Consider the following 10,431-nt stretch of genomic DNA (forward strand, 5'->3'; position numbering starts at 1 on the left):
GGGCGCCACCCCGTGTACTTCCCGTGATATCGAGCCTCGAAAACCCCGACTTTTGCGGGCTTTCGGGGGCTTTCTCTGATCACGGAGCGTTGACATCCGGAAATTCGCTCCTGTGATCGATCACACATGGCCGCTCCGGGCACAGGTCCCGAAAATTCCGCCCAAAGCGAACAGAGTAATTCGCGCACGAATCGCTCCGCCCAGCCTCTCAGACCGGCAGTGAGACACGCATCACAAGGCCACCGCCCTCGCGGGGCTCCGCGACGATACGGCCGCCGTGAGCGCGCGCCACGGACCGCGCGATCGACAGGCCCAGCCCCACACCCTTGTCACTGCCCGTTCGCTCCGTACGCAGCCGTCTGAAGGGCTCGAAGAGGTTGTCGATCTCGTAGGCAGGCACCACCGGTCCCGTGTTCGAGACCACCAGCACGGCCTGGCCGAACTGCAGCCCGGTGGTGACCTCCACCCAGCCCTGCTCCGGGACGTTGTAGCGCACGGCGTTCTGTACGAGGTTCAGCGCGATCCGCTCCAGCAGGACGCCGTTGCCCTGAACGACGGCCGGGGCTCGCTCACCCCGGATCTCCACGCCCCGCTCCTCGGCCTCGCCGCGCGTCTGGTCGATCGCGCGCGAGGCCACCTCGGCGAGGTCGACCGGCTTGCGCTCCACGATCTGGTTGTCGCTGCGGGCGAGCAGCAGCAGGCCCTCGACGAGCTGCTCACTGCGCTCATTGGTGGCCAACAGGGTCTTGCCGAGCTGCTTCAGCTCCGGCGGGGCCTGGGGGTCGGAGAGATGGACCTCCAGCAGCGTGCGGTTGATCGCGAGCGGGGTGCGCAGCTCGTGCGACGCGTTCCCGACGAACCGCTGCTGGGCTGTGAAGGCCCGGTCCAGACGGTCGAGCATGTCGTCGAAGGTGTCGGCGAGCTCCTTCAGCTCGTCGTCCGGGCCGTCCAGCTCGATCCGTCGGGACAGATCGGTTCCGGCCACCTGGCGTGCGGTGCGGGTGATCCGGCCCAGCGGGGAAAGCACCCGGCCCGCCATGGCATAGCCGAATGCGAAGGCGATGACGCTCATACCCACGAGGGCCAGCAGCGACCGGTTGAGAAGCGTGTCGAGTGCCTGCTGGCGCTGGTGGTTGACGCAGGCGTTCATCGCCGCGTTGAACCTCTCGGGCGACGCCTTCTCGGGCAGGTCGCAGACCTCACTGGTCACCTGACCATTGACGATCTTGAACGGCAGCTCACTGCCCACGTGCAGGGCCTGCGCGGCCAGCAGGTAGATGATCGACAGCAGCAGGATTCCGGCAATCAGGAACATGCCGCCGTAGAGCAGTGTGAGCCGTATCCGGATGGTCGGGCGCAGCCAGTAGGGCGGCTCCTGCTGTTTGGGCTCCCAGGTGGGCTTCGGAGGCGTCGTCGGCGGCGCCGGGACGGTGGGCATCGGGCGTCAGATCCGGTAGCCGGAGCCGGGCACGGTGACGATCACCGGCGGCTCGCCGAGTTTGCGGCGCAGTGTCATGACGGTCACCCGGACGACATTGGTGAACGGGTCGGTGTTCTCGTCCCAGGCCTTCTCCAGCAGCTGCTCGGCCGAGACGACCGCACCCTCGCTGCGCATCAGGACCTCCAGCACAGCGAATTCCTTCGGCGCGAGCTGGATCTCGGCCTCACCCCGGAAGACCTCGCGGCGGTTGGGGTCGAGCTTGATGCCGGCACGCTCCAGGACGGGTGGCAGGGCCACCGTCGTACGCCTGCCCAGTGCCCGTACCCGCGCGGTGAGCTCGCTGAAGGCGAACGGCTTGGGCAGATAGTCGTCGGCGCCCAGCTCCAGGCCCTCCACCCGGTCGCTGACGTCCCCGGACGCGGTCAGCATGAGCACCCGGGTGGGCATGCCCAGCTCGACGATCCGTCGGCAGACGTCGTCGCCATGCACCACGGGGAGGTCCCGGTCCAGCACCACGACGTCGTAGTCGTTGACCTCGACGCGCTCCACGGCTCCGGCACCGTCGTACACGACATCGACAGCCATGGCCTCACGGCGCAATCCGGTGGCCACCGCATCGGCGAGCAGCTGCTCGTCCTCCACGACGAGTACGCGCACGGCGCTGTCCTTCCTTAGAAACTTCAGTACGTCGGAAAATTTCAGAACGTCCTGATGTGCTCACGATCCGTGATCCGGACCGCTCATCAGTACTGGTCTGTGCTGCTCCATCCTGCCCGCAACGCGTATAAACCGGCGGTAAGGCGGCGCTGGCCGACCTGGGGCTCCGGGAAGTTCGCCGGATTTCCGGGCCAGTTGAGGTTTCTCTGAGCATGGGGCCGGGGAGGACGCATTCACACCCGCGATCACGCCTTGAATGTGGCGTGCCACAGGCCACTCCGTCCCTGGAAAGCGCGTGATCACCGCCCTACCGCCTCCGTGCGGAGGGAAACCCGGGCACACCCCCGTGCCACCGACCCACGATGAGGGGGCGCATTATGGACGCTTTCACCGCAGGTCTGCTGCAACGAATCAAGACCACCGAGTCCGACCTCACGAAAGCTCGGGAGACGGGCGACGACTTCCTCGCGGATGTCGAGCAGGGTGAGCTGGACGACCTGCACCGCCTCGCTGCCGAGCACGGCGTTGAAATCGGCGCCACCAGCGTCTGAGCCACGCGGGAAGGGCCTCTGATGCCACTGCACACTACAGGCGTCAGGGGCCCTTCTCGCTCGCCTGTCCACAACCTCCCGGGCAATACACCTAACCTCACGGGTCAGTACACCTAGTCGTGCCAGGCTCCGAACTCCTCCAGAAGGTCCTGCAGCGGCTCGAAGACACCCGGCGTCGCGGCGACGGTCAGATCACCGTCGGCGGGCAGCCCGGGACGACCGCCTGTGCGGGCGCCCGCCTCACGGGCGATGAGGTCGCCGGCCGCCAGGTCCCACGGATGGAGCCCGCGCTCGTAATAGCCGTCGAGGCGGCCGGACGCCACATCGCAGAGGTCCACGGCGGCGGAGCCGCTGCGCCGGATGTCACGCAGCCGCGGGATCAGCTTCTGGGCCACGTCAGCCTGGTGCGTACGGACGTGGCTGACGTAGTTGAAGCCGGTCGAGACGAGCGCCTGGTCGAGCGGCGGCGCGGGCCGGCAGCGCAGCTCGGTGCCTTCGCCGTAGGCACCGCCCTTCGCGTATGCACCGCCGCCGAGCACCGCCTGGTACGTCTCACGGCGCATCGGGGCCTCCACCACCCCCACGACCCGCTCGCCGTCCCGTTCGGCGGCGATGGAGACGGCCCACGTCGGCAGTCCGTACAGGTAGTTCACGGTGCCGTCGAGCGGGTCGATGACCCAGCGGACACCGCTGCTGCCCGCCGCGCTCGCCCCTTCCTCGCCGAGGAAGCCGTCATGGGGGCGGCGCTCGGTGAGGAAGCCGGTGATCAGCTTCTCGGCGGCGATGTCCATCTCGGTGACGACGTCGATCGGGCTGGACTTGGTAGCGGCCACCCCCAGATCGGCCGGGCGGCCGTCGCGCAGCAGCGCACCGGCACGGCGGGCAGCCTCCAGGGCGAGGTCAAGCAGTTCGGACAGGCTCGGGTCGGTCACGGCGCTCCAGGGGTCTCTAGGCGTGCGGCAGGGGCTCTTGGACCGACCGGCGAATGGAGGGCGGTGGCCCTCCATTTACCGGTCGGTCTTACGCGTACGGGCTGTCGGCGCCCGCGGCGGCGGTCTTGAGGGCCCGGGCCGGGCAGCAGCCGACCGGGCAGAGGTCATGGCTCGGGCCGAGCGCGCCCAGCGCGCACCGCTGCACGCCGCGCCCCTGCTCGGTCGCGGCGCGCTCCAGCACCAGTTCGCGCACGGCCGCGGCAAAACGCGGGTCGGCGCCCACGGTCGCGGACCTGCGCACCGGAAGTCCGAGCTCGGCGGCCTTCGCGGTGGCCTCCGTGTCGAGGTCGTACAGGACTTCCATGTGGTCCGAGACGAAACCGATGGGGGCCATCACCACGGCGGGGACGCCTTCGCCGTGCAGCGTCTCCAGGTGATCGCAGATGTCGGGCTCCAGCCACGGGATGTGCGGAGCGCCGCTGCGCGACTGGTAGACGAGCTGCCAGGGGTACTCGACGCCGGTCTCCTCACGCACCGCGTCGACGATCAGCCGGGCGACGTCGAGGTGTTCGGCGACATAGGCGCCGCCGTCTCCGTGCTCCTCCACGGCGCCGGAGGTGTCGGCGGCGGAGGTGGGGATGGAGTGTGTGGTGAAGGCGAGGTGCGCCCCCGTCCGTACGTCCTCGGGGAGGTCGGCCAGGGACGCGAGGACGCCGTCCACCATGGGCCGTACGAACCCGGGATGGTTGAAGTAGTGCCGGAGCTTGTCGACCCGGGGCACCGGCAGCCCCTCGGCCTCCAGGGCGGCCAGTGACTCGGCGAGGTTCTCGCGGTACTGCCGGCAGCCGGAGTAGGAGGCGTAGGCGCTGGTGGCGAGGACAGCGATGCGGCGACGTCCGTCCGCGGTCATTTCGCGCAGGGTGTCGGTGAGGTACGGCGCCCAGTTGCGGTTGCCCCAGTACACCGGGAGATCGAGTCCGTGCTCCGCGAAGTCCTTGCGCAGGGCGTCCAGCAGGGCCCTGTTCTGGGCGTTGATCGGGCTTACGCCGCCGAACAGGAAGTAGTGCTTGCCGACTTCCTTCAGCCGCTCCTCGGGGATGCCACGGCCACGGGTCACGTTCGCCAGGAACGGGACCACGTCGTCCGGGCCTTCGGGGCCGCCGAAGGACAGCAGCAGCAGGGCGTCATAGGGAGCGGGATCGCGCAGATCGGACATGGCATCGATCCTCCCACTCGCCTCGGACAGCGTTCCCACCGACATCTGCTCCCCGGCCCACCCCTATGTCGGACGGATCAACTCGACCGTAATCTGTACCGGCTACGTTCGCGCATTACCGGCGCGTGCGATCACGCCGTTGTGGAGCCCTCCTTGCCAAGTCCCTACCGCTTGATATTCGCCGCCCCCGGCACCAAGGGGTTCTCGGCGGCCGGATTCCTCGGCCGGATGCCGCTGTCCATGATGGGCATCGGCATCGTGACCATGGTTTCCCAGCTCACCGGCCGTTACGGCCTCGCCGGCGCGCTCTCCGCGACGCTGGCGATGTCGGCGGCGGTGATCGGACCGCAGATCTCCCGGCTCGTCGACCGGCACGGCCAGCGCCGCGTCCTGCGTCCCGCCACCCTCGTCGCGCTGGTGGCGGTGGCCGGTCTTCTGATCTGCGCGCAGCAGCGGCTGCCGGACTGGACGCTCTTCGTCTTCGCGGCGGGCGCCGGCTGTGTCCCCAGCGTGGGTTCGATGATCCGGGCCCGCTGGGCGGAGATCTACCGCGGTTCGCCGGAGCAGCTGCACGCCGCGTACTCGTGGGAGTCGATCGTCGACGAGGTGTGCTTCATCTTCGGGCCGATCATCTCGATCGGCCTGTCCACCGCCTGGTTCCCGGAGGCCGGACCGCTTCTCGCCGCAGGGTTCCTGCTGGTCGGTGTCCTCTGGCTGACCGCGCAGCGCGCCACCGAGCCGGTGCCGCATCCGCGCGAGCACCACACCGGCGGCTCCGCGCTGCGCTCCCGGGGCCTGCAGGTGCTCGTGGTCACGTTCGTGGCGACCGGTGCGATCTTCGGGGCGGTCGACGTGGTGACGGTGGCCTTCGCCGAGGAGCAGGGTCACAAGGCCGCGGCGAGCCTCGTGCTGGCTGTGTACGCGCTGGGGTCCTGTCTGGCCGGTGCGGTCTTCGGTCTGCTGCGCCTCAAGGGGAAGCCGTCCACCCGGTGGCTGGTGGGTGTGTGCGCGATGGCCGTGAGTATGATCCCCCTCCAACTGGCCGGGAGCCTCCCGTTCCTGGCCGTGGCGCTCTTTGTCGCGGGCCTCGCCATCGCACCGACGATGGTCACCACCATGGCCCTCGTCGAGCAGCACGTACCGCGCACCGAACTGACCGAGGGCATGACCTGGACCAGCACCGGGCTCGCCGTCGGTGTGGCGCTCGGCTCCTCGGCCGCAGGCTGGGTGATCGACGCATCCGGAGCCGAGGCGGGGTACGCGGTGCCCGCCGTGGCGGGAGCGCTCGCGGCCGCGGTGGCGCTCCTGGGGTATCGCCGGCTCAGCGGGCCGGTTCCTACGGAAGGGCGCGGGAAAGATGACCGAAACCGACGCACGGACGACGACGAGCGCGTGGCGTAACTGGGCGGGAAACGTCACCGCCCGTCCGGTACGGGCCGTGACCCCCGCCTCCGTGTCGGAGCTGTCCGAGATGCTGCGCCGCGCGTCCGAGGACGGTCTGAAGGTGAAGCCGGTCGGCACCGGGCACTCCTTCACCGCGACGGCGGCCACCGACGGCGTGCTGATCCGCCCGGATCTGCTCACCGGCATCCGGGAGATCGACCGCAGGGCGATGACGGTGACCGTCGAGGCAGGCACCCCGCTGAAGCGGTTGAACACCGCCCTGGCTCGGGAGGGTCTGTCGCTGACCAACATGGGCGACATCATGGAGCAGACGGTCGCCGGCGCCACCTCGACCGGAACCCATGGCACCGGCCGTGACTCGGCGTCCATATCCGCGCAGATCCGCGCCCTCGAACTGGTCACGGCCGACGGCACGGTGCTGACGTGTTCGGAGAAGGAGAACGCCGACGTCTTCGCCGTCGCCCGGATCGGGCTCGGCGCCCTGGGTGTCGTCACGGCGATCACCTTCGCCGTGGAGCCGGTCTTTCTGCTGACGGCACGTGAGGAGCCGATGAGCTTCGACCGGGTCACGAATGGCTTCGACGAACTGGTCGCCGAGAACGAACACTTCGAGTTCTACTGGTTCCCACACACCGGCAACTGCAACACCAAGCGCAACAATCGCAGCGCAGGCCCCGCCGCCCCGCCCGGAAAGGTCAGCGGCTGGATCGAGGACGAGCTCCTCTCCAACGGGATCTTCCAGGTGGCCTGTTCGCTCGGCCGGGCGGTACCCGCCGCCATTCCGTCGATCGCCCAGCTCTCCAGCCGGGCCCTGTCGGCCCGCACGTACACCGACATCCCGTACAAGGTCTTCACCAGCCCACGCCGGGTCCGCTTCGTGGAGATGGAGTATGCGCTGCCGCGCGAGGCCGCCGTGGAGGCGCTGCGTGAGGTCAAGGCGATGGTCGAGCGTTCGCCGCTGCGGATCAGCTTCCCGGTGGAGGTTCGTACCGCCCCCGCGGACGACATCGCGCTCTCCACGGCCTCGGGCCGGGAGAGCGCGTACATCGCCGTCCATTTGTACAAGGGCACGCCCTACCAGGCGTACTTCACCGCGGTCGAGCGGATCATGACCGCACACGCCGGCCGCCCGCACTGGGGCAAGGTCAACACCCGCGACGCCGAGTACCTCGCCGGCGTGTACCCGCGGTTCGGCGAGTTCACCGCCGTACGCGACCGGCTGGACCCGGGCCGCCTCTTCGGCAACGACTATCTGCGCCGGGTGCTGGGCGACTGAGAGGCTGTCGGGTGGCCGCCGAGCGTCGCGCCGTTCACTGTCCGGTGTCCGTGCCCGTGGTGGCGCTGTCGCCCTGCATCTGCTCGTCGCCCGCACCCGTGGGGTTCGGGTCGGCCGAGCCGCCGTCACCGGGCGCGGCCTCGGAGGGCGGGGCTGTCGGAGCCGGACTCGTCCCACCACCGGTGTTGTCGGACGGCCTGGGGGCGGGCGTCGGATCACCCCAGGAACCGTCGCCCTGACCGGAGTCCGGGTTCCAGCTCTGTCCGCCCTGCGAGTCCGTACCGGGCGTCGCGTCGCTCTCCTGGCCCGGGGTCTGCTGCCCCTGGCCGGGGTCGGTGCTGGTCGCCGGTGCCGGGTCGTTCGACCCGGAGTCCGGCTCCCCGCCGCGTACGACGGAGCCGACGGTCGTTCCCTGGCCACCGCTCAGGTCGTTGCCGGAGAGCAGCTCGTACATGGTGATGCCGGTCATCGCCAGGACGAAGACCACGACCGCGCCGAGCGCCGACCGCTTCCAGCCGCGGACGCGGGTGCCGTGGGTGGTGGCTTCGGAGAACTCCTCGTCAGGGTCCGGGCGCCCCGTGGTGAGCAGCTGGGTCCCGTCGAGCGGCCTCAGCAGCTGCGTACGGTCCGGAGCGTCCGCCACGTTGCGCAGTACGGTCGTGGCGTCCGTCTCACGCTGCGCGGTCGTGGCGTCCGTCTCACGCAGTACGGCCGTGGCATCCGCCTCACGCAGTACGGCCGTGGCATCCGCCTCACCCTGCGCGGTCGTGGCATCCGCCTCACCCTGCGCGGTCGTGGCATCCGTCTCACGCTGCGCGGTCGTGGCAGTGCGTGCACCATCCGTCTCACGCGTAGCTGCGGTCGCCTCACGGCCCGGGTTCTTCGCCTGGACCGTGACCTCGCGGATCTGCTCCCCCGTGCGGCGGAAGAAGTGCTGGAAGATCGGACCGCCGCTCGTGGCGACCACGCTCATCACTCCGGCGCCGAGGATCGTTCCGTACACGCCCAGTTGGGAGGCCGCCACTGCTGCCGCGACCGATGCCACAGCGCTGCCGGCCACCTGTGGCACGCTCAGATCTATACGCCGCTCTTTGGGTTCTATGTCGCTTTCCGGCTTCTGCACCATTCCCAGCCCTTGATTGACATCTCTCCCACCATGCAACAGGAATGGACATTTTAGCGAAGTGAATAGTTCCGATTCGGGAGATTCTGTGAAGCAGGACACGCGTGAAGGCCACCCCGCACCGGCTGGGTAGCCCATCCCTGCACCTCACGAGAACTTCGGCGGCGCGGCGGTCCACCCACATGGCCCGAATGGAGTACTGTGGCGAGCCCTGGGGCCGGACTCCCACATGGATGTCCGGGATCTTCGGGAGGGGGCCGCAGGAGACACCCAATCCGGCGGCGCCACGGCATCACACGGGGACTAACTACACAGAGTGATCATCGATCACTTTGTGTTGCACAATAGGTCACCGTGTCATACCGGCGATCAAGGGCTCACGCCCGACACGCCGGGCAACACGGCAATGTTGTGGCAGGCTGCACCCGGGCAGGCCACACTCGACTAGCGGAAGCAGCGACGCACGTGACGTCGGCAGGCACCACCCGGGAGGTCCCCATGCCCGAACTGCGTGTCGTGGCCGTCTCCAATGACGGCACACGACTGGTGCTCAAGGCTGCGGACAGCACGGAGTACACGCTTCCGATCGACGAGCGGCTGCGAGCTGCCGTGCGCAACGACCGCGCGCGGCTCGGCCAGATCGAGATCGAGGTGGAGAGCCACCTCCGCCCCCGCGACATCCAGGCCCGGATACGAGCCGGCGCCTCCGCGGAGGAGGTCGCTCAGTTCGCAGGGATTCCGGTCGACCGCGTCCGCCGCTTCGAGGGACCCGTGCTCGCGGAGCGTGCCTTCATGGCCGAGCGGGCCCGGAAGACTCCTGTACGCCGTCCCGGCGAGAACACCGGCCCTCAGCTCGGCGAAGCGGTGCGCGAGCGGCTGCCGCTGCGCGGCGCCGACAGGGAGACCGTCCAGTGGGACTCCTGGCGCCGTGATGACGGCACCTGGGAAGTCCTGCTGGTCTACCGGGTCGCGGGCGAGCCGCACTCGGCGAGCTGGACGTACGACCCGCCGCGCCGACTCGTCCAGGCCGTGGACGACGAGGCGCGTTCGCTGATCGGCGAGACCGACGACGTCGCGGCGCCCGAGCCGAGCTTCCCGTTCGTGCCCCGAATCGCCCGACTGCCCCGCGACCGGCCGCTGGACCGTGCCCTGGACCGCCAGGTGGAGCGCCCCACGGCGCCGGCCCCCGTGCCCGAGCCGGAGGAGCACATCGGCAGCGTCTCGGCCGGCGAGCGCGATTCGCTGACCAGCCTGCTGGAGGCGGTGCCGAGCTTCCGCGGCGACATGGTGGTGCCGGAGCGGTCCGCACCGCCAGAACCCCCGGCCATCGAGCCTGCCGTGCAGGAGCCGGAGGCCGATGAACCGCCGGCCGCGGCAGCCTCCGCAGGCGCCGGTTCCGCCTACGCGGACGTGCTCATGCCGCGAGCCGTGGCAGGCCATCGCGACCGGCTGACCGGGACGACGGACCGCCAGGCAGAGGCGGACGGCGTCCGACCGGGCCGCCGGGCGGCCGTGCCGAGCTGGGACGAGATCGTCTTCGGTACGCGCCGGAAGAAGCAGGACTGAGTCGGGGTGACCGCAGCATGACGAGGGCCCGTACGCCGACGCGTGTGGGCCCTCGCGCTGTGCGCGCCGCTCGTGCCGTGCGCGTGGGGCCCCTGTTACGGCGGTTCCATGCCCTCGAACCGGTGCCCGCTCCGTTACGACCTCACCCACGATGGGCAACGGCGTCGCGGCGCCCAGGGCGTGTTTCGAAAGTCCCGTCGTCCGCCCGAAGGGCGGGCCCCGCGGCGTCTGGTGCGTGCGATCGCAAGGCGGAGGGTCGTCCTCG

At 69.7% G+C, this 10,431-nt stretch carries 9 protein-coding genes; 4 read left to right on the plus strand and 5 right to left on the minus strand.

The features are described 5' to 3' along the window. Positions 1-208: 208 nt before the first annotated feature. A complete protein-coding gene (locus ABT115_RS27760) occupies positions 209-1,438 on the minus strand; it encodes a sensor histidine kinase (protein WP_351795286.1) in 1,230 nt (409 codons plus the stop codon). 6 nt (positions 1,439-1,444) lie between these two features. Then, positions 1,445-2,098, minus strand: a complete 654-nt coding sequence (locus ABT115_RS27765) for a response regulator transcription factor (RefSeq protein WP_351795288.1) — start codon at positions 2,096-2,098, stop codon at positions 1,445-1,447. Positions 2,099-2,475: 377 nt separating this feature from the next. On the opposite strand from ABT115_RS27765, the gene fliE reads away from it, so the two are divergent. Further along, entirely contained in the window at positions 2,476-2,649 is a 174-nt protein-coding gene (gene fliE / locus ABT115_RS27770) for a flagellar hook-basal body complex protein FliE (RefSeq protein ID WP_176740391.1), read from the plus strand. A gap of 113 nt (positions 2,650-2,762) precedes the next feature. Here the strand turns inward: fliE and ABT115_RS27775 are convergent, their stop codons facing one another. Together ABT115_RS27775 and ABT115_RS27780 are read right to left on the minus strand one after the other, a co-directional pair. Beyond that, positions 2,763-3,581: an inositol monophosphatase family protein gene (locus ABT115_RS27775; protein WP_351795291.1), complete on the minus strand. Its 819-nt coding sequence runs from the start codon at positions 3,579-3,581 to the stop codon at positions 2,763-2,765. Positions 3,582-3,669: 88 nt separating this feature from the next. Further along, on the minus strand, positions 3,670-4,797 hold the full coding sequence (locus ABT115_RS27780) for a ferrochelatase (RefSeq protein WP_351795293.1): 1,128 nt from the start codon (positions 4,795-4,797) through the stop codon (positions 3,670-3,672). Between the two features lie 153 nt (positions 4,798-4,950). On the opposite strand from ABT115_RS27780, the gene ABT115_RS27785 reads away from it, so the two are divergent. Continuing rightward, positions 4,951-6,198, plus strand: a complete 1,248-nt coding sequence (locus ABT115_RS27785; protein ID WP_351795295.1) for an MFS transporter — start codon at positions 4,951-4,953, stop codon at positions 6,196-6,198. Beyond that, positions 6,155-7,477 (plus strand): D-arabinono-1,4-lactone oxidase, encoded by a 1,323-nt coding sequence (locus ABT115_RS27790; protein ID WP_351795298.1) that lies wholly within the window; start codon positions 6,155-6,157, stop codon positions 7,475-7,477. The genes ABT115_RS27785 and ABT115_RS27790 overlap by 44 nt, the downstream gene beginning before the upstream one ends. A 34-nt stretch (positions 7,478-7,511) precedes the next feature. Here the strand turns inward: ABT115_RS27790 and ABT115_RS30960 are convergent, their stop codons facing one another. Next, complete coding sequence (locus ABT115_RS30960) at positions 7,512-8,603, minus strand: hypothetical protein (RefSeq protein ID WP_502969174.1); 1,092 nt, start codon at positions 8,601-8,603, stop codon at positions 7,512-7,514. Positions 8,604-9,098: 495 nt separating this feature from the next. Here ABT115_RS30960 and sepH point away from each other — a divergent pair, with 495 nt between their 5' ends. Then, positions 9,099-10,166, plus strand: coding sequence for a septation protein SepH (sepH, locus tag ABT115_RS27800; RefSeq protein ID WP_351795301.1), 1,068 nt, complete (start codon positions 9,099-9,101; stop codon positions 10,164-10,166). Positions 10,167-10,431: the final 265 nt, after the last annotated feature.

It is taken from the genome of Streptomyces sp. NPDC001832 (assembly GCF_040297265.1).
GTDB lineage: Bacteria > Actinomycetota > Actinomycetes > Streptomycetales > Streptomycetaceae > Streptomyces.